Origin of the sequence: Variovorax sp. V118 (assembly GCF_041154445.1) — a bacterium.
Classification (GTDB): Bacteria; Pseudomonadota; Gammaproteobacteria; order Burkholderiales; family Burkholderiaceae_C; genus Variovorax; species Variovorax boronicumulans.
On sequence record NZ_AP028663.1, the window covers coordinates 3,275,749 to 3,297,266 of the forward strand.

14 protein-coding genes are annotated in these 21,518 nt (G+C 70.2%); 5 read left to right on the forward strand and 9 right to left on the reverse strand.

Annotated features, from left to right (window positions below; translation table 11 throughout):
* Positions 1-34: 34 nt before the first annotated feature.
* The 8 genes from ACAM52_RS15230 to ACAM52_RS15265 form a co-directional block, all read right to left on the reverse strand.
* Complete coding sequence (locus tag ACAM52_RS15230) at positions 35-1,456, reverse strand: MFS transporter (RefSeq protein WP_369647516.1); 1,422 nt, start codon at positions 1,454-1,456, stop codon at positions 35-37.
* Between the two features lie 49 nt (positions 1,457-1,505).
* Positions 1,506-3,407 (reverse strand): bifunctional sugar phosphate isomerase/epimerase/4-hydroxyphenylpyruvate dioxygenase family protein, encoded by a 1,902-nt coding sequence (locus tag ACAM52_RS15235; protein ID WP_369647517.1) that lies wholly within the window; start codon positions 3,405-3,407, stop codon positions 1,506-1,508.
* Between the two features lie 142 nt (positions 3,408-3,549).
* Positions 3,550-4,326, reverse strand: coding sequence for an alpha/beta fold hydrolase (locus ACAM52_RS15240; RefSeq protein WP_369647518.1), 777 nt, complete (start codon positions 4,324-4,326; stop codon positions 3,550-3,552).
* Positions 4,323-5,564, reverse strand: a complete 1,242-nt coding sequence (locus ACAM52_RS15245; protein WP_369647519.1) for a multidrug effflux MFS transporter — start codon at positions 5,562-5,564, stop codon at positions 4,323-4,325. Before ACAM52_RS15245 ends, ACAM52_RS15240 begins: the two co-directional genes overlap by 4 nt.
* A complete protein-coding gene (locus ACAM52_RS15250) occupies positions 5,561-6,004 on the reverse strand; it encodes a carboxymuconolactone decarboxylase family protein (RefSeq protein WP_070059405.1) in 444 nt (147 codons plus the stop codon). The genes ACAM52_RS15245 and ACAM52_RS15250 overlap by 4 nt, the downstream gene beginning before the upstream one ends.
* The gene (pcaB, locus tag ACAM52_RS15255) at positions 6,001-7,215 is read right to left on the reverse strand and encodes a 3-carboxy-cis,cis-muconate cycloisomerase (protein ID WP_095947411.1); all 1,215 of its coding nucleotides are present in this window, start codon (positions 7,213-7,215) and stop codon (positions 6,001-6,003) included. The genes ACAM52_RS15250 and pcaB overlap by 4 nt, the downstream gene beginning before the upstream one ends.
* Before the next feature lie 16 nt (positions 7,216-7,231).
* A complete protein-coding gene (locus ACAM52_RS15260; protein WP_369647520.1) occupies positions 7,232-8,065 on the reverse strand; it encodes a shikimate dehydrogenase in 834 nt (277 codons plus the stop codon).
* A 30-nt stretch (positions 8,066-8,095) separates the two neighbouring features.
* A complete protein-coding gene (locus ACAM52_RS15265; protein ID WP_095947409.1) occupies positions 8,096-9,019 on the reverse strand; it encodes a shikimate dehydrogenase in 924 nt (307 codons plus the stop codon).
* Between the two features lie 199 nt (positions 9,020-9,218).
* Here ACAM52_RS15265 and ACAM52_RS15270 point away from each other — a divergent pair, with 199 nt between their 5' ends.
* Positions 9,219-10,013, forward strand: a complete 795-nt coding sequence (locus tag ACAM52_RS15270) for an IclR family transcriptional regulator C-terminal domain-containing protein (protein WP_070059409.1) — start codon at positions 9,219-9,221, stop codon at positions 10,011-10,013.
* Positions 10,014-10,104: 91 nt separating this feature from the next.
* Here ACAM52_RS15270 and ACAM52_RS15275 read toward each other — a convergent pair whose 3' ends face one another.
* The gene (locus ACAM52_RS15275) at positions 10,105-17,082 is read right to left on the reverse strand and encodes an autotransporter outer membrane beta-barrel domain-containing protein (RefSeq protein WP_369647521.1); all 6,978 of its coding nucleotides are present in this window, start codon (positions 17,080-17,082) and stop codon (positions 10,105-10,107) included.
* Positions 17,083-17,359: 277 nt separating this feature from the next.
* Here ACAM52_RS15275 and ACAM52_RS15280 point away from each other — a divergent pair, with 277 nt between their 5' ends.
* Genes ACAM52_RS15280 through ACAM52_RS15295 form a run of 4 tightly spaced genes read left to right on the forward strand, consistent with a single transcriptional unit; the run spans position 17,360 to position 21,517 of the window.
* Positions 17,360-18,367: a Bug family tripartite tricarboxylate transporter substrate binding protein gene (locus ACAM52_RS15280; protein ID WP_369647522.1), complete on the forward strand. Its 1,008-nt coding sequence runs from the start codon at positions 17,360-17,362 to the stop codon at positions 18,365-18,367.
* 26 nt (positions 18,368-18,393) lie between these two features.
* Complete coding sequence (locus tag ACAM52_RS15285) at positions 18,394-19,059, forward strand: response regulator (protein ID WP_062482520.1); 666 nt, start codon at positions 18,394-18,396, stop codon at positions 19,057-19,059.
* Positions 19,060-20,475: a sensor histidine kinase gene (locus tag ACAM52_RS15290; RefSeq protein WP_369647523.1), complete on the forward strand. Its 1,416-nt coding sequence runs from the start codon at positions 19,060-19,062 to the stop codon at positions 20,473-20,475.
* Between the two features lie 22 nt (positions 20,476-20,497).
* Positions 20,498-21,517, forward strand: a complete 1,020-nt coding sequence (locus ACAM52_RS15295) for a Bug family tripartite tricarboxylate transporter substrate binding protein (RefSeq protein ID WP_369647524.1) — start codon at positions 20,498-20,500, stop codon at positions 21,515-21,517.
* The last annotated feature ends 1 nt before the right edge of the window (position 21,518 follow it).

A 21,518-nucleotide genomic window follows, 5' to 3' on the forward strand; every position in this document is an offset into this window, starting at 1 on the left:
ATGGCGCCACAACCCCTTTGTGCGCGCGGGGTCTTCAGGCCATGGCCTTGCGGCGCTCGCGCTCCATGCGGGCGCTGGCCAGCGTTTCTTCGCGCAGGCGGTCGTACTCGGCCTTGTCGACCGGCACGGCGTTCGGGTCGCCCAGGTCGTGCATGTGGACGCGGTAGGTCTCGCGGGCGCTCATGGCGGCCAGCGCGGCCAGCACGGTCACGGCGAAGGTGATGGCCCCCACGGTGAACCAGATGTTGGTCGAGCCCGGAGGCGCCACGGCGGCGAACAGCGCGGGCAGCAGCGCGGTGAAGGTGGTGCCGATGTTCTGCGAGATGGCCATGGCCGACACGCGGTTGCGGGTGCGGAACAGCTCCGGGTAGAAGCTCGGGAAGGTCGCGTTGTAGCCCTGGTACACGACGCCCCACATCAAGAGCGACATGCAGATGGCCAGCGGCACGTTCTTGATGCTGATGGCGTACAGGTACACGAACGACAGCAGGCCCGAAGCCAGCGCGCCCACGATGATCGGCGGCTTGCGGCCGATGCGGTCCGACAGGTTGCCCACGAACGGGATCACCAGCACGGCCAGGATGTTGCCCAGCACGGGAATCCACAGGTACACGTCTTTCTGGAAGCCGATGCCGTAGGCGGCCTGCACCGCGTAGGCCGCGCCGAACACGGTGGCGACGACGGGAATCACGTTCATCAGCGCCATGCAGATCACGCGCAGCATGTCGCCCCAGCTGTCGGTCAGCGCCTGGACGATCGGCGCCTTGGCCACTTCGCCCTTCTGGTCGACTTCAGCGAAGGCCGGTGTCTCGTCGACCTCGCGGCGGATGATGTAGCCGGCCACGATCACGATGAAGCTCAGCAAGAACGGAATGCGCCAGCCCCACGAGTTGAAGGACTCTTCAGGCATGTAGTGCGCCAGCGGCAGGAACACGGCGGCCGCCAGGATCTGGCCGGCCTGCACGCCCTGCAAGGTGAAGCTCGCGAAGAAGCCGCGGCGCCCGAACGGCGCGTGCTCCAGGATCATCGAGCTCGCGCCCGAAATTTCGCCCGCCACCGCGAAGCCCTGCACCAGGCGCAGGAACACCAGCAGCGCCGGCGCCAGCAGGCCGACCTGGTCGTAGGTCGGCAGCAGGCCCACGGCCACGGTCGAGAAGCCCATCAGGAACATGCACAGCACCAGCACCTGCTTGCGCCCGTGCGTGTCGCCCCAGTGGCCGAGCACGAAGGCGCCGATGGGGCGCGCGACATAGCCCACGCCGTAGGTCGCGAGCGACGCGATGATGGCCGTGGTCGGGTCGCCCTTGGGAAAGAAGATCTGCGGAAAGATCAGCGCCGCGGCGGTGGCGTAGATGAAGAAGTCGTAGTACTCCAGCGCCGAGCCGATCCAGCCGCTGGCGGCGGCTTTCCTCGACTGGTGCTTGCCTTGCGGCTCTTTGGCGGATGGGTGGGCCATGGGTTGTCTCCAGTGGTGTGACGAAGGTGTCGGATGCGAGGGGAAAAAATCAGTCTTGTTGTTGGGGCTGCTGCGCCTGCGACGCCATGCGTGCGGGTGCGTTGAGCGCGCCGTAGGCGTCGTAGCCGCCCACGCGCTGCGCGACCTCGAAGAAGAGGCCGCCGTCGAAACTCTCGGTGTAGATGTGCAGGTAGTCGCCGGCCGCCGAGCGGTCGAACAGCACGCCGGCTTCGCGCATGCGCGCCAGCAGCTCGGGCGCCACGTCGATGCGCGTGGCCAGGTCGTCGTAGTAGTTGTCCGAGATCGGCACGAAGCGCGTGCCGTTGGCGCGCAGCCGGGCCACGGTGTCGAAGATGTCGTCGCAATCGAGCGCGATGTGGTGCACCGCGCCGCCGCCGGTCACGCTCAGCGTGCGCGCGGTGCGCGTGCGCTGGCTCAGCGACACGTTCAGCACCAGGCGCAGGCTGCGGTCGGCATTGGCCACGCCGCGGCTGCGGATCAGGCCGAAGGGGTCGGCCAGCTCCAGGCTCTCGCCGGGCTCCAGGCCGAGCACGGCGCGCGTGAACAGCACCCAGGTGTCGAGCTGGTCGAGCGCCAGGCCCAGCGCCACGTGGTCGATGCGCGTGAGGCCGGCATCGCTGTCGCCCGGCCCCGCGTCTTCGAGGATGAAGTCGGTCTCGTACAGCCCGTTGGCGCCCAGCGCCTCGGGCACGAAATGGATCAGGTTGCCGCCCGGCGCCACGATGGCCGGCACGCGCAGCTCGTTCGGCCCGACCGGGCTGTCGTGGCGCTGCGAGCGCATGGCGCTGGCGCGGCCCACGGCCGCGAGCGGGTCGGCGCAGCGCACGCCCAGCGCGCAGACCGAGGTGCCATGCGCCTCGAAACGGCGGCGCGCGAACGAATCGGGCTGCGCGTTGACGATGAAGTGGATGCCGCCCTGGCGGTACAGCGTGACGGCCTTGGAACGGTGGCGCCCCACCCGGCGAAAGCCCAGCTGCCCGAGCAGCGCACCGAGCGTGACGGCCGAGGCCTCGTCGGCCGCGAACTCGATGAACGACAGACCCGAAAGCGCCGGCGCGGGTGGCGGGTTGAACAGCTCCACGCGCTGCGGCTGCACGGGTGCATTCCCGTTGGCGAGCCGCTCGCGCGTTTCGCTTTCGAGGTACAGCAGCGAGCGCATCGCATCGACGGCGGTGCGGCGGTTCGGCGTCTCGCGGAAGATGTCGTTGAAGATCTCCAGCGACAGCGGCCCGGTGTAGCCCGCGCGCAGCACCTGCTCGAAGAAGCCGACTACGTCGAAATCGCCCTGCCCCGGGAACGAGCGGTGGTGGCGCGCCCACTGCAGCACGTCCATCGACAACAGCGGCGCATCGGCCATCTGCACGAAAAAGATTTTTTCGCCCGGAATGGCGGCGATGCCCGCCGGATCGTCCTTCAGCGACAGCGTGTGGAAGCTGTCCAGGATCAGCCCGAGGTGCGGGTGGTCGGCGCGCTGCACGATGTCCCAGGCCTGGGCGTAGCGCGAGGTGTGGCGGCCCCAGGCCAGCGCCTCGAAGCCCACGCGCAGGTTGCGGCGCGCGGCGCGCTCGGCCAGCGCGTGCAACTGGGCGGCGGCGCGCGCCGGGTCGTTCACCGACAGCGGCGAGGTGTTGGAGCAGCACAGCACCAGCGGCGCGCCCATGGCTTCCATGAGGTCGAACTTGCGTTCGGCGCGCTCCAGGCTGCGGTGGAACTGCGCCTCGGGCATGCCTTCGAAGTCGCGAAACGGCTGGTACAGGTCGATCGACAGGCCCAGGTCGGCCACGATGCGGCGCAGCTCGGCGGCGGTGCCGCGGAAGTTGACGAAATCGGCTTCGAACAGCTCGATGCCGTCGAAGCCCGCGGCCGCAATGGCTTCGAGCTTCTGGCGGAGGGTGCCGCTGAGCGAGACGGTGGCAATGGCGCGGTGCATGGGGATGGACTGTAGAAAGAGCCCGGGCGCGCCACAACGCAAATCAGCCTCGTCTGATCGATGATCGCACGTCACCGATCATCATTCGCACGAAATAGGGGTTACACCTAGCCCGCGCGGGGGTGCGGGCCGGGCGTTTTTTTCAGAGGCTGCGCCAGTAATCGATCAGCATCTGCGCGAACTCGACCGGACGTTCCACCGCGCTCAGGTGCGCGGCGTCGATGGTCGCCAGCCGCGCGCCCGGAATCTGCGCCACCATGGCCTCGGACATGGCCATCGGCGTGGCCTCGTCCTGCAGCCCGCCGATCACCAGCGTGGGCGTGGCGATGCGGCGGTTGCTGTCGCGGAAGTCGATGGCGGCCACGGCGTTGCAGCTCTCGATGTAGCCCTGCGCGTCGGTGCGCACCAGCGTGTCGTGCAAGGTGCGCGCGGCCACCGCGCCTTCGGGCGTGGCGGCGTAGGCCGGCGTGAGCCAGCGCGCCACGGCGCCCGGGGCGATGGCGGCCACGCCCTTGGCAGCCACGGTTTCCGCGCGCAGGCGCCACGGGGCCTGGTCGGGGTAGTGCGCGGCCGAATTGGCGATCACCACGGTCTTGAGCTGCGCGGCGTGCCGCACCGCCAGCGCCTGCGCGGTCATGCCGCCCATCGACAGGCCCACGAAGTGCACGGGCTCACCGCCCGTCTCGCGCGCGATCAGCTCGGACGCGTCCTGCGCCAGTGTTTCCACGCGCAGCACGCCGGGCACCACCTCGGAGCAGCCATGGTTGCGGTGGTCGTAGCGGATCACCGTGTGGGCGCGCGCGAGCTGCGCGGCCACACCGTCCCACATGTGCAAGTCGCAGCCGAGCGCATGGCTGAGCACGACGAAGGGGCCGTCGCCTTCGCGCACGACATTCAGGCGGGGGGAGGAAGTGGTCATGGTGTGGAGTCCTTCTGGGGGGAGGATGGAGAAGCAGGTTGCGCAAGGCGCGGCAGCCACAGGAACGCGATGGCCAGCAGCACGGTGCCGGCCATCAGCATCGGCACCACCATCGGCCAGGCGCCGTACGAAAAACTCGTGTCGACGAACAGCGCGGCGACCTGCCCCACGCAGAACGCGACCATCATCATGCCGAAACCGGACCACGACACGGCCCGTCCCGCCAGGTGCGGCAGGTCGCCCACGGCGCCGGCCTGCCCGCAGGGCTGGTGGATGCCGTGGCCGAGACAGTACACGGCGTGGCCCGCCAGCAGCGGCACCGCACTGTGCGGCATCAGCCAGCAGCCCAGCGCCTGGATCACGGCGCCGGTGATGCTCAGCACCGCGCCCAGGCGCACGGTGCGCATCGGCCCGAAGCGGCGCAGCAGGCTGCGGCACATCGTGGTGCTGAAGATGTAGACCAGCGAGCCGCCGGCCGGAATCCAGCCGTACCACGCGGGCGACCAGCCGAGGTAGCCGATGTAGACCATCGGCGACAGCAGCAGGAAGCAGAACAGCCCGCCATAGGTGGCCGCCGCCACCGAGGCCCAGGCGCGGAAGGCGCGGCTGGCGAACACGGCGCGCGTGCTGCCGCGCGGCGCGGACGATTCGCCTCCGGCCAGCGGCTTGCGCGTTTCGCCGAACGAGCGCCAGCACAGCGCGAACAGCGCCAGCGAATAGACCGCCATCGCGACCATCACCCAGCGCCAGCCCGCGCCCTGCACCAGCCAGGCGCCCAGCAGCGGCGCCACCAGCCCGACCATGCCCAGCCCCGTGAGGCCCCGTGCCATGACGTGCGGGCCCTCGTGCGCCGGATACAGGTCGCGCACCGCGGCGCGTGAGCACACGAGAATCGCCGCCATCGAAAAACCCTGCAGCGTGCGCCAGCCCGCGAGCACCGCCACGCTGCCCGCAAAGGCACCGCCGAAAGCCGCGACCACATAACAGGCCAGCCCCGCCAGCAGCACCGGCCGACGCCCGAAGCGGTCGGCCAGCGGGCCGCACAGCAGCTGCGCAAAGCCGAAGGCCAGCACGAACAGCGTGAGGCTGGTGCTGGCCGAGCCCAGCTCCTTCGCGATGGCGGGGAGCGCAGGCAGATAGCTGTCGGTGGCCACCGGTTGCGCGGCCAGCAGCAGCGGCAGCAGCAAGGTGAAACTGACGTCGAACCGGCCCTTCTTCGGGGCGACCGGCGCGTTCACTGCGCCGCGGACGGAGCAGCGGGTGCTGCGGGCAGCAGGCCCTTCTCGCGCAGGATATTCGTCGCGATGCCGAAGGCGTGGTTGGCCACCGGCACGCCGCAGTAGATCGCGGCCATCATGATCACTTCCTTGATCTCGTCGGGCGTGAGGCGCGACTCGGGCGGACCGTCGAGCGCGGCGCGCACGTGCATGGCGAACTCTTCGTAGGCATGGATGCCCAGCATCATCGACAGCACCATGAAGCGGCGCGTCTTGTCGCCCAGCGCGGGGCGGCCCCAGATGTCGTTCCACGCGTGGCGCGTGATGAGCTCCTGGAACTCGGCGTTGAAGCCGTTGCGGTTGGCGAGCGACTTGTCGACCCAGGCGTCGCCGAGCACGCGGCGGCGGTTGATGAGGCCGTCTTCGTAGGGGTTGCTCGGGGTGTCGTCGGGGGCGGTCATTGCGAGAGTTCCTTGTCGGATGAGAGTTGGGCTTGCAGGGCTTTCACCTCTGCCACAGCGATCTGCCCCGCATTCACGGCCAGCGCGGGGTCGAACCATTCGTCCGCTGCGTCGCGCGGCAACTCGGCACGCAGCCGGTCGATGTTGGCGCGCATGCGCGCGGCGTCGACCTGCAGGCCGGGCAAGGCGCCGGCCATGGCGCGCACGCTGCCGTGCGCCGACATCAACAGCTGCGGCCATTCGGCCAGCTCGGCCTGCCAGGCGCCGAGCGCGCGCTCGTGCTGCTGCGGCATGGCGCCGAGCAAGGCCGCCACGCGCTGCGGCGCGCGGTGCGCGGCGGCGATGGCGACCATCGAGGCCACGGGGTTGCGCTTGTGCGGCATCGCCGACGAGCCGCCGCGCCCGGGTTCGCTGGGCTCGGCGACCTCGGCCACTTCGTACTGGCCGAGCAGCGAGATGTCGACCGCGACCTTGCCCAGGCTGCCCGTGAGCAGGCCGAGTTCGCAGCCGAGCGCGACCCATTCGTCGCGCTGCGTGTGCCACGTGGCGCCGGGGTCGCCCAGGCCGAGTTCCTTGGCCATGCGCTGGCGCACCGCAGCGCCCTGCCCCTTCATCTGCGCCAGCGTGCCGACGGCGCCGCCGAGCTGCAGCTGCAGCGCGTGCTTCGCGGCGGCGCGCAGACGGGTGCGGCTGCGCACCAGCGGCGCGGCCCAGCCGGCGCACTTGAAGCCGAAGCTGGTGACCGAGGCCGGCTGCATCAGCGTGCGCGCGAGCATCGGCGTGTCGGCGTGCTGCACCGCCAGGCGCAGCAGCGCATCGGCGGCCTTGGCGAGGTCGGCCTCGACGAGTGCGACGGCTTCGCGCGTGACCAGCGCCATCGCGCTGTCGATCACGTCCTGGCTGGTGCTGCCGAAATGCACGAAGGGCACAGCCTCGGCATTGAACAGGCCCACCGCTTCGCGCAGCGCCTTCACCAGCGGGATGGCGACGCTGCCGGCGCGTCCGCTCTCGCGCACGATCTTGGCCACGTCGAACAGCTCGACCTTGCAGCTGCCGACGATCGAATGCGCGGCGCTCTCGGGGATCAGCCCTTCGGCCGCCTGCGCGCGCGCGAGCGCGGCCTCGAAGCGCAGCATGGCGTCGACGAAGGCGCGGTCGCTGAAGGCGCCCAGCGTTTCGGAGGTGGAAAGGAAGCCTTCAAAAATGCTCATGCGTGTTCCGGTGTTTTCAGTATTTCAATTGCGCGACGGCGCGCAGCTCTTCGGGCGAGGCGGTGCCGAAGCCGAAGAACTCGAGGTAGGCCGGGATCATCTCGAACAGCATGTCGGTGCCGACCTGCACCTGGCAGCCCTTGCCCTTGGCGGCCTGCAGCAGCGGCGTGTATTCGGTCTTCATGACGACCTCGCCGACGAAGGTCTCGGGGGCGATGCGGTCCACGTCGAAGGGCAGCGGGTCGGTGTCCTTCATGCCCAGCGGCGTGGCGTTGACGACGATGTCGAAGCCCGCCGGGTCCTTCGAGCCGGTGGTGACCTTCATCTGCGGGTAGTGCTCGCGCAGCCGCGCGGCCAGGGCCTGCGCGGAGGCGTCGCTCATGTCGAACAGCATCAGCTCGGCCGCGCCGGCCGCCGCAATCGATGCCGCAATGGCCGACCCGACGCCGCCCGTGCCCGACACCAGCACCCGCGTGCCCTTGAACAGGCGCCCCTTGCGCTCCACGCCGCGCACGAAACCCGCGCCGTCGAACTGGTCGCCCAGCAGGCTGCCGTCGGGCCGCTTGAGCACGGCGTTGCAGGCGCCCGCGACGCGCGCGGTGGGCGTGACCTCGTCGACAAGCGACATCGTCGTGACCTTGTGCGGCATCGTCACGAGCGCGCCGCGCAGGTTCGAGAACCTGAATATCTGCGCGAGCGACACCGCGTAGTCCTCGGGCTTCACGCCCATGGGCACGACGACCGCGTCGATGCCCTGCTTGTCGAACCAGGGGTTGTAGATCATCGGCGCCTTGAAGGCTTCGGTGGGGTAGCCGATGTGGGCGATGAGCGTGGTCTTGCCGGAGATCATGGGCGTCGTCTTGTTCAGGAAGGTACGGGGTCAGGCCACGCTCGGGGATTGGTAGCGCAATGGCGTTGCGATCTCAGCGTGCATCGCCGGCGGATAGATGAGCTCGCGCAAAAAGTCGGCGTCGGCCTGCATCGCATCGGCCGCGTCGATGTGGCCGAAGTAGCGGAAGTAGTGCGGCATCTGCTGCACGAGCATCTCGAAGCCGGCCTGTGCGTTGAGCCCGCGCGCGCGGGCCGCGCGCACCAGCGGCGTGGGCTGGTTGCGCAGCAGGATGTCGAACAGCGCCGCGTGCGGCTCCATGCGTGCCACGTCCAACGGCAGCGCGTCGTCTTCGGCCAGGCCCAGCGGCGTGGCGTTGATGACGAGGTCGTAGCCCTCGGGCGCGTTGCTGTCCACGGCAACCACGGTCGCGTCGAAGAAAGCGTCGAGCTTGGCGGCCACGCCCGCGGCCTTGCCGGAGGCGGTGTCGAAGAAGGCGATGTGCTCCGCGCCGTTCACCGTACCGCCCTCGGCCAGCGCCACGCCGATCGCGGCGGCGCTCACGCCCGCGCCGAGGATCAGCACGCGCTTGCCGCGAAACGGCACGTTGCAGCGGTCGAGCGCGCCGATCAGGCCTTCGCCGTCGAACAGGTCGCCCTCGAGCTGGTCGCCTTCGGTGCGGCGCACCACGTTGACCGAGCCGGCCACGCGGCCGAACAGGCCGCAGCCGTCGAGCAGGTCGACCACGCGCGGCTTGTGCGGCGGCGCGATCACCATGCCGCGCACGTTGCGCGCCAGGAAGGCCGACTTCATGAACACCGCGAAGTCGCGCACCGGCACCTGCATGGGCACCAGCACCGCGTCGATGCCGTAGCGCGCGAAGGCCGCGTTGAACATGCGCGGCAGCCGCACGTTGCGGACCGGGTCGCCGGGGATGAGGTAGGCCTGGGTGCTGCCGGTGATGATGGGGCTCATGGGCGTGCTTCCGTTCGTCAATCGCTCGTTTCGGGGCGGAACAGCGGGCTTTATAGTCCCTTCGCGCGCGGCCTGCTGGCATACGAGACGCAAAACGCTCGATGATCGATGTTTCAAGTTCGTTAATCGATCAAATTGCGGGTTTTTACTTAGCCATTCGGACTCCGCCGCTGCGCCGGACGCGGGCACACTTCCGCCCATGAACAGCACCAGCCCCGACGACTCGACGCCGCCCGCCGGCCTGGACAAGCGCGACTGGATCGCCGGGCTGGAGCGCGGCGTGAGCATCATCGAGGCCTTCGACGACGCCAACCCGCGCCTCACGGCCAGCCAGGCCGGCCAGCGCACGAACATGACGCGCACCGCCGCGCGGCGCTACCTGCTCACCCTGCAGCACATGGGCTACGTGGCCAGCGACGGCAAGCTGTTCTGGCTCACGCCGCGCGTGCTGCGCCTGGGGCAGTCGTACCTCGAGTCGGCCCGCCTGCCGCGCGTGGTGCAGCCCTTCCTGCAGCGCGTGGCGGCCGGCACCAACGAGATCGCCTACCTCAGTGTGATGGACGGCGACGAGGTGGTCTACATCGCGCGCAACGGCCCCAACCGCAGCATGAGCACCGGCTACGTGCTCGGCGCGCGCGTGCCCGCGCAGGTGACGGCCTCGGGCATGCTGATGCTGGCGCTGCGCAGCGACACCGAGCTGAACGACTGGCTGGCCACGCGCCAGCTCACGGTGTTCACCTCGCACACCATCGCGAGCATGGAGCGCATGAAGCTCGAGCTGGCACGCATCCGCGCCCAGGGCTGGGCGCTGTCGGAGCAGCAGCTCGACCTGAACTCCCGCGGCATCGCCGTGCCGCTGCGCGACCGCCACGGCACGCTGGTGGGCGCGCTCAACATCACGATGCCGATGGGGCACGAGAGTTCGGAAGACGCGGTGGCCCGCGTGCTGCCCGTGCTGCGCGAGACGGCGCAGGCGATGCGCAACCTGATCTGAGCTGAACCGGTGGCGCGCGTCGGTCATGCCGACGCTTTCTTTCGAAGCGGCCGCGACAGGCAGTTCCGTCGCGCCGCCTCACTTCACCTGCTCACCACTTCACTCGCACGCCCGCCGCCGCATTGATGGAGCTGCCCACCCGCGCCCCGCCACCCGTGGCCCACTGCTTGCCGAGTTCGCCGTAGAGGCTCGTGCGCTGGCTCACCGCCAGCGTGAAGCCCGCAGCCAGCTCGGTGCTGGTGCCACCAATCGGCGCGCCGACAGGCGTGATGGCCGCCGGGTTCACGAAGCGAGCGACGTCGTTGCCCTTGGCGCTGCGATAGACATTCAGGCGCGCATAGGGCTGCAGCGTGCCGGCGCCGGTCGCGAAGCTGCCCTTGATGCGAACGCCCGCGCGGCCGATCCAGCCGCTGTCCGCGTCCTGCTGCACGAGTGCGCCCGGGATGGACACGTCGTCAAGCCGCAGCCGTTGATGGATCAGCTGCAGTTGCGGCTCCACCGACCAGCCGCTCGCACCGATCGCGAAGGCCTTGCCGACTTCGATCGATGCCAGGAAGCTGTTGCCCTTGCCCGAGACGCCCGCACTCAGGAGCGGCTGCACCGTGTAGCGGTGGCGACCAGCCTGCAGCACCGCATCGGCATAGAAGCCATCCTCAGTGGTGAAGGTGCCGTAGAGACCCAGGTATTGGCTGCGCAGATCGTTGCTGCCTGCGGCGGTGTTCAGAAGGCCGCCGCTGAAGCCGCTCGTGCGGGCGTTGCCGTCGAGCTGGCCCACGTAGATGCCAGCGCGCCAATCCGGGTTGGCCCACAGGTCGGTGCCGGCCTGCAGTCCGGTCAGACGGCCCTCGCCGTGCGGCGAGACGGTGCCGCCCTGGCGGATGTCCATGTCGGTGGAGATCAGCCGGCCCCAGGCGCGACGGTTGTTGCCGTCGGTGCCCGGCGTTGCTCCCGCACCGCCGCGCACATCGTCGTCGCCGACGCGTTGGCTGCGGCTCGCGAGCATGCCCAGGTTGCCCTGGCGCAGCTGATTGGGCAGCGCCGCGAACAGCGAAGCCTCGGCGCGGTAGGTCGGCAGCCCGGCACCACCGGAAGTGCCTGGAACGCCCGGCGTGCCCGGTTCGGCCTCAGTGCGCAGATACCAGTTCTCGCCGCCGCCGCTGGCGTCGCCCGCGTACAGCCGGTATTCGAAGGCCCCGGCATCGACATGGCCGCCCGAGAGCGCGAAGGCGTCCTTGGTGGTCTGCGCGGTGGTGGTCGCGCCGTTGCGCGCACTGATCAGCTCGATACCCGCGCCGCTGGTGCGTGCGCCCAGGCCGCCGAGGTTGGAAACCTGCACCGTCGTGCGACCACTCGCGCTGGCGGCAGCACCGTCGAGCACGAGACGGTCGGCGGTGCCGGGGTTGTCCAGCTTCGCGGCCAGCCGCAGCACGCCGTTGTTGCCGACGTAGGGGCCGGTCAACGTGAGCGTGGTGCCGGGCGTGCTGCCCAGCAGCGAGACCGTGCCTGCGTTGTTCAGGCCTGCCATCTTCTGGCTGAAGCCCGCCAGATCGAGCGCGGCGCCGCTGGCCACGACGCCGCTTGAAGCAGCGCTGAAGGCGTTGGCCGCGCCGGCCTTGAAGGTGCCGGCGACAACGCGCGTCTCGCCGCTGTAGCTGGCCGTGCCCGCGAGCGTGAGCGTGCCTGCTCCGACCTTCACGAGCGAACCGCCGGCGCCGCTGATGGCGCCAGAGATCGTGCTGTCGCTACCGACTGCGCCGGTAGTCAGCGCCTTCGCGCCGAGCACCACGTCGCCCGCGCCGCCGAGCGAGCCGATGCTCGCACCGGTGGTGGCCAGGTCGATGTGCACTTGCGCGCCGGCCGCATTGGTCACCGTGGCGCTGGCGGCATTCGCGCCGTCCTGCAGCCGCAGCGTGCCCTGGTTGGCAATGACCAGCGTGCCCGCGTCGGCCTTGCCGCCGAACTGCAGCGCCGCGCCCGAGGCGATGCCGACAGCGCCCGTGCCCAGCGCGCCGCTGGTGTCGGTGGCGAGCGTGCCCGCATCGACCAGCGTGCCGCCGCTGTAGCTGCTGACACTGGCCAGCGTCAGCGTGCCCGTGCCGATCTTGCGCAGCTTGCCGGTGCCGCTCATCGCGCCGGCGTAGGTGCCAGCGGTCTTGTCCTGATCGAACGCGACTTCGGCGTTGTTGACGATATTGCCCTGCAGGCTGGTGGCGCTGCCCTGCAGCACGCCGCCCTTGACTGTGGTGCCACCGGTGTAGGTGTTGATACCCCCGAGGATCAGCCGGCCCGCATCCTCCTTGGAGATGCCGCCCGCGCCCGAGAGCGCGACATTCATCGTCGCCGTCATGTTCGCGCCCGCGGCCGTGTTGTCGCCCACACGCACCACCGAGTTGGCGTTATCCAGCGTGAGGCCAGCGCCCTGTACCACGTAGCCGTCGACCGCGAACTGCGCGCCCGCGATGCGCACCGCGCCACCGGCCCCATCGACCGTCACGGTGCCGCCCTTGCCGCCGAACACCGCGAACTGGCTCTGCGCCCAGTTGGCGTTGAGCTTGCCATCCATGTCGGTCCAGCCGTCCTGCGAGGGCTGTGGGTTGCCCACGCGCCAGGTGCCGCTGCCGCCGGCCACCTGGTTGTCGTGGTACTTGGTGCTGTCGCCGCCGTCCCAGAATCTCAGCTCAAGGCCCGCGCGGTTGACCAGGTTGACCTGGTTCGCCACCGAGGTCTGCACCTGCAGGTCGGCCAGCTTGGTGCCGGCCGGTGCGGTGCCGATGTCCAGGCCAAAGTCGGTCAGCGTGCCGCCGTAGCTCATGAGGCGATACAACCCTGGCCCGAAAGTGCCGCCGGCCGACTGCGCGACGTTCAGCGTGCCATTCAACTGCAGGTTGCCCGTGACATTGATCAGGTCGTTGAGCGCGCCGCCGGGCACGCCGGCCTGGCCGAGTTCGTAGTTCAGCGTGGCGCCGCCGCCCAGTGCGAGCGCACCGAGCGTCAGCGTGCCTGGGCTGTTGCCCGCGGCGAGGATGCCGCCGTCGGCAACGAAGACCGTGCCCGCGATGGTGCCGCTGCCCGCGAGCGTGGCGCCCGTTTGCACCTGCACGCTGCCCGTGCCCGTGGCACTGCCGCTCTTGTTGTTCACGCTCAACGTGCCGGCGGTCACCCGGGTGCCGCCGGTGTAGGTGTTGGCGCCCGACAGCGTGAGCGTGCCGCCGCCCACCTTGACGATCGAGCCCCCGGCACCGCCGGTGCCGCTGATCGTGCCCGACAAGGTGTTGTCGCCACCGCTGCCGCCGAGCGTGAGTGCGCTGCCGCCGAGCACCAGATCGCCCGCGCCGCTGAGCGAACCGAAGCTCACGCCGATGACCGCCTGGTCGATGCGCACCTGCGCGCCGGCCTGGTTGATCACCGTGGCCTTGTCGGCCGAGGCGTAGTCGGCAAAGTCCAGCACCCCGCCCGCGGCGTTGGTGATGGTCGACGTGCCGGCGCTTGCCTTTGTCTGGAAGCGCACCGAGCCCTGGTTGTAGATGGCCGCGCCGCCCGCATCGGCGTTGATGCCGAACAGCAGCCTGCCGGGGGCCGCGACGCTCACCGGGCCGCTGCCCAGGGCGCCGGTGACATCGGTGGAGAGCAAGCCGCCATCGACGAAGGTGCCGCCCGTGTAGCTGTTCGCGCTGCCCAGCAGCAGAATGCCGCCGCCGATCTTGCGCAGCCGGCCGCTGCCGCTCATCGCGCCGTTATAGGAACCGACGACGAACAGGTTCGGGTCGAAGACGACCTCCGCGTTGTTGACGATGTTGCCCCGCAGGCTCAGCGTGTCACCCACCAGCACGCCGGCCTTGACGGTGGTGCCGCCGGTGTAGCTGCTGGTGCCGCGCAGCACCAGCGTGCCCACGTCGTCCTTGACCAGGCCGCCCGTGCCGGTGAGCGCGACATTCATCGTCGCGCTGCGCGCGGTGTCGGTGCCCGAGCCATCGCCCACGCGCACCACCGTGCCCGAGGCGCCGAGTTCGATCGCATCGCCCTGCACCACATAGCCATCGGCCGCGAACTGCGCGCCGATGATGCGCACCGTGCCGCCCGCGTTGCTGACATTGACGGTGCCGCCCGTGCCGCCGAACACCGCGACCTGGTCCTGTGCCCACGCCGCGTTGATCTTGCCGTCGGTGCCGGTCCAGCCGTCGCCGGGCACGCCCACGCGCCAGGTGCCCGCGCCGCCGGCGATCTTGCCGTCGTTGTACTTGCCGGCGTCGCCGCCGTCCCAGAATTTCAGCTCGAGGCCCGCGCGGTTGACCAGGTTGACCTGCTGGGCCACCGAGGTCTGCACCTGAAGGTCTGTGGCCACAACCGGCACGCTGCCGATGTCCAGGCCGTTGTTGGCGAGCGTGCCGGTGTAGTCGATCAGGCGGTAGATGCCCGCGCCGAACGTGCCGCCCTTGGACTGCGCCACGTTGAGCGTGCCGTCCAGCAGCAGGTCGCCGTTGACCTTGATCAGGTCGTTGAGCAAACCGCCGGCGGTGCCGGCCTGGCCGAGGTCGTAGTTGAGTACCGCGCCCTCGTAGAGGCTCAAGCTGCCGAGCGTCAGCGTGCCGGCGCTGCCATTGCCGGCCGACAGCACGCCGCCCTTGTCGACGGTGACCGCGCCCGCGATGCTGCCGTTGCCCGCGAGCGCCCCGCCGCCGAACACCCGCACCGCGCCGCTGCCGGTCGCACTGCCGCTCACGTTGTTCACGCTCAACGTGCCGGCTGCAATGGTGGTGCCGCCGGTATAGGTATTGGCACCGCTCAATGTCAGCGTGCCGGCACCGACCTTGACGATCGAGCCGCCCGTGCCCGAGCCCGGCTGCGAGAAGATGCTGCCCTTGTCGCTGACGGTGCCAGAGATCGTGTCGCTGTGGCCCAGCCCGCCGAGCGAGAGCCGCGTGGCGCCCAGGACAACGGCGCCGCCGCCCGAAACCGCACCGAGCTCCATAGCGGACTTGCCCGTCGCACCCGACACGTCGAGCGTGGCGCCTGCGGCGTTGGCGACCGAGGCATTCGTGCCCGTCGCGGCATCGACGAAGCGCACCAGCCCGCCGGCCGTGTTGACGATCTGCGCACTGCCGGCCGTGGACGTCTGGCCGAAGGCCAACAGGCTGTTGCTTCCGTTGGTGATCGTCGCCGTCCCGGCGCTGGCGCTCTCGAAGAAGTTGATCGCCCCGCCCGCGTTGGTGATGGTCGATGCATCGGCACTTGAATTGCCGCCGAACTGCAACGCGTTCGCGCCGCCCATCTGCCAGGTCGCACCATTGAGCGTGATCTTCGAGGAAGCGGCCGTGGCGCCCTGGGCGAACGACAGCGTGTTGCCGCTGTCCCCGCCTGCGGCGCGGCCCACCATGTACGCGTTGCCGCCGGCGCTCGCCTTGTCGCTGAAGATCAACTGCGAGCCGGCGCCCTGCTGCTGCACCGCGCCGCTTCCGAACACGCCGCTCACGGTGGTGAAGATGCTCACGCGGTCCTGCAGCACCGTGCCGCCGCTGTAGTTATTGGCCCCCATGAGGCTCAGGGAGCCGCCCTTGCCAGTAACGGTGAGCGAACCGTTGCCGGTGATGGCGCCGGCCACGCCGAAGAAGTTGTCGCCCAGATCGATCGTGCCACCGCCGGAGCCGAGCGCGACGTTGCGCATGCTGAAGGACGGCGCGGAACTCGCGGCGATGCGCAGGGTGCCACCATCCAGCGCCAGGCCCGTGCCGAACGCGCCGAGGTTGGCGTCGCCCGATATCTGCAGGATGCCGCCCTTGATCGTCGTGCCGCCGAAGAAGTTGTTGTTGCCCCTCAGCGTGAGCGTGCCGGCGCCGTTCTTGATGAGGCCACCGATGCCGCTGACGGTGCCGCCCAGCGTGAAGTTGTTGTTGCCCTGCACGGTCAGGCTGCCGACAAGGTTCACGTTCTGGGCCAGCGTGAGGCCGTTCGCCGCGGCCTGGATCGCGCCGCCGTTGCCCATCAGCGTGCCGGTGCCGAAGGCGCCTGTGTCATCGAAGATCGCGACGCCGCCGTTGAGCAGGGCGCTGCCGCTGACCACCGGGCCGTTCAGGGTCCAGGTGCCGCTGTTGACCTGGAGGTTCTCGAAGTTCAGGTATTGCGCGGCCTTGATCTCGCCCGAGCCAGCACCACCGCCGGCGTTGCGCAGCACCAACGTGTCGGTGCCACCAACGCCCGCATCGACCGTGCCGGCGGCCGCGAAGTTCAGCGTGCCGCCCGACGGCGCCGCCACCGCAGTGGCCGGCACCAGGCTCGGTCCGCCGTTGATGGACGAGCCGGTGGCCGCGATGAAGGTGTCGTTGCGCGCCCCGGTGCCGAGCGAAACGCTGCCGTTGATCGTGCCCGCGTTGGTGAAACTGTTGCCGCTGGAAGTCGGGCTCTCGAACGCGATGCGGCCGGTGATCGTGCCGGTGTTCACCATGTTGATCTGGCCGCCACCATAGACGGCGACCGCCGCTGCATCGGCCTCGGCCAGTGTCGCTTTGGCGATAGCCCCGGTGGTCATCGTTCCGTTGTTGGTGATCGTCGTGATGCCGCCGCCGTTCTGCAGCGCGAGCGCCAGGCCGGCCAGGCCGACGGACGCATCCCTGGTGCCACTGATCGTCCCGTTGTTGATGACGGTGGCCGTACTGGCCCCGCCGTTGCCCATCACGACGCCCGTGGACAGGTTCGCGGTGCCGTTGCCGAACAGCAGCGGATCGATCTGGCCGTTGTTCGTGAGCTTGATGTCGGAACCCGTCAGCGTCATTGCGCTGCCGCTTCCACCCGGCAGCACGCCGACGGTCGCCCCGGCGTTCACCGTGACGTTCAGGTTGCTGGCGCCGTTCGCATAGTCCGGCGCCAGCAGGGGGGCGGCACCGTCGCAGGTCACGTCGTTGAATGCAACCGTGCACACCGCCTGCGCCGGAAAGAAGCTGGTCGCAAAAAACGCGAGCGCAGCGCCCGCCACTGTCGCCGTGCCGCTGCCCTTGCCGCAGCCCTTCGCCAGTTCCGATGCAACACGAAACCGGCCCAGACGACGGTCGAAGATCACGCGGTAGATGTGATTCAAAGGTCTCTCCTCCAATTTTGTAAACCGATGTTATCTAGCCGATGAACTCGAGGTCCCGTGAAAGCGAGAAATCGGTGAAGGACCGAATGGAAGGCGAGGAAGTGTCTTGAAGCCACAACATTCCGAAGCCCGCGCCATTGATTGCGAGTTCGCGACCGGCAGCACGACGCCATCCCGTTCGACCACCGAGCTCCATCCAGAGAGGCACTGACAGCATTCCGACAGCATCCGCCCGGCAGGATGCGGGCTTCCATCCAAAAAACACTGGAGACAAGCCATGTCCGACCGCTTCCCCACCGACGTTCCCCTGAGCCGCCGCCACTGGCTGCAAGCCGGCGGCGCCCTCACCCTCGGCGGCCTGCTGCCGTCGATGGCCTCGGCGCAAGACGCCTGGCCCAGCAAGTCGATCCGCTTCGTCGTGCCTTTCGCGCCGGGCGGCAGCTCGGAGATCGTGGCGCGCTCCACCGCCGCCGAACTGTCGCGCACGCTGGGCCAGAGCGTGTTCGTGGACAACAAGCCCGGCGCAGCCGGCAACATCGCCATGAGCGAGGTGGCACGCGCCACCGACCAGCACACGCTGATCCTCGGCCACATCGGCACGCTGGCCGTGAACCCCTACATCTTCGCCAAGCTGCCCTATGACGCGAACAAGGACTTCAAGCCCGTGAGCCTGCTGGCCAAGGTGCCCAGCCTGTACGTGGTGCACCCCGACGTGCCGGCGAAGAACCTCAAGGAATTCATCGCCTATGCCAAGAGCAAGCCCGGCAAGCTCAGCTACGGCTCGGCGGGCAACGGCAGCGCGGGCCACCTGGCCTTCGAGTACCTGAAGATGACGGCCGACGTGTTCATGCTGCACGTGCCCTACCGCGGCACCGGCCCGATGGTGACCGACCTGCTCTCGGGCCGGCTCGACGCCTCGGCCATCGGCGCGGCGGCGATCATTCCGTTCATCAAGGCCGGCAAGGTGCGCTGCATCGCGACCGGCTCGGCCAAGCGCCTGGCACAGCTGCCCGACGTGCCGACCGTGGCCGAGCAGGGCTTCCCCGGCTTCGAGATGACGCAGTGGTACGGCATGCTCGCGCCGGCCAGCATCACGCCCGCGCAGATGAGCAAGCTCTCGGCCGAGACCATGAAAGCCGTGAAGTCGCCCGACTCGATGCAGCGCCTCACGGCCGATGCGGCCGAGGCCGTGGGCGGCACGCCGGAGCAGTTCGCGCAGTTCATCACCGCCGAGCAGAACCGCTGGCAGAAGGTGATCGCAAGGGCAAACATCAAGCCTGATTGAGGCAGGCAGGCCCTAGCATCGGCGCCATGCGCATCCTGCTGGCCGAAGACGAACACACCCTGGGCACCTGGCTCTGCAAGGCGCTGGAGCATGCGGGCATCCAGGTCGAATGGGTGGACGACGGCCGGCTGGCCGACCGGGCGCTGCAGCAGCGCGACCACGACGCGCTGGTGCTCGACCTGGGCCTGCCCGGCATGGACGGCCACACGGTGCTGCAGCGGCTGCGCGAACGCGATCAGCGGCTGCCGGCGCTGATCCTCACGGCGCGCGATTCGCTGGACGAGCGCGTCGCCTCCCTCAACGCGGGCGCGGACGACTTCCTCGCCAAGCCCTTCGCCTTGGCCGAACTCGAAGCGCGGTTGCATGCGCTGGTGCGCCGCGCGCGCGGCGTGGAGCATCCGCGCCTGGCCTGCGGGCCGCTGGTGTACGACGGCGCACGCCGGCAGTTCACGCTGGGCGGCGAGGCGCTCGCCCTGTCGCCGCGCGAACAGGCCGTGCTGCGCGCGCTGGTGCAACGCAGCGGCGAGCCGCTGTCGAAGCAGCAGATCCTCGACCGCGTGTTCTCCGACGACGACGAGGTGCACCTCGAAGCCATCGAGGTGCTGGTGTACCGGCTGCGCAAGCGGCTCGACGGCAGCGGCGTGCGCATCGTCACGCTGCGCGGCCTGGGCTACGTGCTGGAAGCGGATTGAGTGAGCGCGCTGCGCCGCTTCACCGACCGCCTGCGCCGCACCAGCCTGTGGCAGCGGCTCGCGCTGCTGCTGTTCCCCGCCCTGCTGCTGGTGACGGGCATCGAGCTGTGGATGACGCGGCACGACGCGCTGGCCGCAGCCAACGCCGCATATGACCGTTCGCTGCTCGGCGCGCTCAAGTCGATCGACGCGAACATCTCCACGGCCTCGGGCGGGCTGTCGGTCGAGCTGCCGTACACGATGTTCGAGTTCTTCGAGCTCACGGCCAGCGGGCAGGTGTTCTTTCGCGTCGCGACCTCCGACGGGCTGGTGGAGCTGGGCAGCGCCGACCTGCCCGCGCCGCCGGTCGAGCCGGCGATGGGCGTGCCGGCCTTCTACGACGCCACCTACTTCGGCGAGGCCGTGCGGCTCGCGGCCTACCGGCGCGACCTGGACCGCGCGCCGGCCGGCAGCACCGGGCGCAGCGTGCTGATCCAGGTCGGCGAGAGCACGGGCTCGCGCCAGGAGTTCACGCGGCGCTTCGTGCGCAGCGCCGCGCTGCGCGACGGGCTGATCCTTGCGATGCTGCTGTGCGGCACTGCGCTGGCGCTGGCGGCGGCGCTGCGGCCACTCTCGCGGCTCGCGCGCGAGGTGCAGGCGCGCACGCCCGACGACCTCACGCGCATCGCCGAGACCGACCTGCCCGCCGAGGTGCGTCCGCTGGTGGCCGCCGTGAACCAGCAGATGGCGCGCACGCAGGAACTGGTCGCACAACAACGGCAGTTTCTGGACGACGCCTCGCACCAGCTGCGCACGCACCTGACCACGCTGCAGATGCAGGCCGACTACGCACGACGCGAGGACGACCCGGCGCAGGTGCGCGCCGCGCTCGACGCGCTGGGCGCCGAGATCGGCCGTGCCACGCGCAGCGCACAGCAGCTGCTGGCGCTGGGCCGCAGCGACACCGTGGCCGTGGCGCCCGCCGAGTTCGACACCGCCGAGCTGCTGCGCGAAGTGGCGGTCGACCTGCTGCCGCTGGCGCGCGCCAAGCGCATCGACCTGGGCATCCATGCGCCCTCGCCCGAGCTGCACGCGGTGGGCGACCGGGGCCTGCTGCGCGAGGCGCTGAGCAACCTCGTGGCCAATGCCATCGCCTACACGCCGGCGGCCGGCACGATCACGCTCTTCGCGGCCGGCGATGCCGCGGGCTGGAGCCTCAACGTGGAGGACGACGGCCCCGGCCTGAGCGAGGACGAGCGCGCCACCTTGGGCCAGCGCTTCCGGCGCGGCGCGCGCGCGGACCAGGGCGGCTTCGGGCTCGGCCTGGCGATCGTGCGTTCGATCGCGCAGCGGCACCGTGGCGACTTGCGGCTCGAAGCGCGCGGCGCCGGCCCGGGCCTGCATGCCATCATCTGGTGGCCCCGGCCTGCGGGGTGAACCGCCACCCTCCTTCCCGTCGATGCCACGCCCCTTCGCTCTCACCCGTCGCCATGCGCTGCGCGCGCTGTCCGCGTGGCTCGCGCCCGCCGCGCTGCAGGCGACGGCGGCGGCGGGCGACGCGTCCGAAGGCCCGGCGGAATGCGTGATTCCCGCCAAGGCCGGCGGCGGCTTCGCGCTGACCTGCGCGCTGGCGCGCGATGCGCTGCAGGCCGTGCGCCCCGCGCGCACGCCGCTCGCGCAGCGCTACCTGCCGGGCGGCATCGGCGCGGTGGCCTTCGACCGCATCGCGAGCGGCCAGCTCGGCGGTCCGGGCACGCTGGTCGCGTTCTCGAGCGGCTCGCTGCTCAACCTCGCGCAGGGTCGCTTCGGGCCGCACCCGCCCTCGGCCGTGCGCTGGATCGCCACGCTGGGCACCGACTACGGCGTGGTCGCCGTGCACCGCGACTCGCCCTACCGACGTTTGCAGGACCTGATCGCCGCGCTGCGCCAGGACCCGTCGCGCGTGGTCTTCGGCGCGGGCGGCACGGTCGGCAGCCAGGACTGGGTGAAGGCCGCGCTGCTGGTGCGCGCGGCCGGCGGCGCGCCGAAGGCGATGCGCTTCGTGTCCTTCGAAGGCGGCGGCGATGCGTTGGGCGCGCTGCAGGGCAAGCACGTCGACGCGTTCCCCGGCGACGCCGCCGAGGCGCTGCAAGCCATCGCCGGCGGCGCGCCGCTGCGCCTGCTCGCGGTGCTGTCCGAAGCGCGGCTGGGCGGCGCGCTCACGGGCGTGCCCACCGCGCGCGAGCAAGGCGCGGACATCGTCTGGCCGACCGTGCGTGGCGTCTACCTGAGCGCCAACGTGCCCGACGCCGCCGTGCGCGCCTGGACCACCGCCTTCGCCGAGGCCACGGCCGCGCCGGGCTACGCGGCGCTGCGCGAACGGCACGGCCTTTATCCTTTCGCCCTCACCGGCGCCGCACTCGACGACTACGTGCAGGCGCGCATCAAGGCCTACCAGGCACTGGCCGACGAGCTCGGCCTGCGGCGCTGGAAGCCTTGAC